We start from the raw sequence: 600 nt of genomic DNA, 5'->3' as shown, positions 1-600 counted from the left end.
GCACGACCGGGCACCGGCAGCGCTGCAGCACATCGCTGGTCGTCTCGCCGAACAGCAACTCCTCGCCCGGACGGCGCGCCACGCCCATGACGATCAACGCCACCCCCCTGCCGGCCTGGCGGGCAATCGCATCGGCGGCGGCAGGCCTCGAGCGGATGGCGGTCTCGATCTCGACGCCGTAGCGGTCGGCAAGCGCGACAATGTCCTTCAGCACCGCCTCCCTGCGGCGATGCGAGACGGCGTCGCGCGGCTGGTCGCGGCCGACCCGCGCAACGTAGAGCATCTTGACCGGCGCGCCGGTGACAGCGGCGATTGCCAACGCCAGCTCGGCGCCACGGCGAGCGACCGACGTGCCGTTGACCGGCACCAGGATACGACCCGACTCGGGGCCAAGCCTCGGCATATGCCGCCCGGCGGCAACGGGTTTCAGCACCAGGCAGAGCGGGCCGTCGAAGGCGCCGGCAACCTCGTTCAGCCGGTGCGAGAAACCGCCCTTGGCGGTCACCGCGCGGCCGAGGCCGATGAGCAGCATGCCATAGCCCTTACGCGCTTCCTTGGCCACCGCCTCGGCCGAGAGCTGGACCTCGTGCCTGCGGCGGG

At 71.8% G+C, this 600-nt stretch carries 1 protein-coding gene; it reads right to left on the bottom strand.

The features are described 5' to 3' along the window. The coding region (locus tag EOA29_RS39250) for a universal stress protein (protein WP_145970149.1) at positions 1 to 600 on the bottom strand (600 nt) is incomplete at both ends.

Source organism: Mesorhizobium sp. M1E.F.Ca.ET.063.01.1.1, from assembly GCF_003998155.1.
Classification (GTDB): Bacteria; Pseudomonadota; Alphaproteobacteria; order Rhizobiales; family Rhizobiaceae; genus Mesorhizobium.
This window is presented reverse-complemented; position numbering and strand designations above follow the sequence as displayed.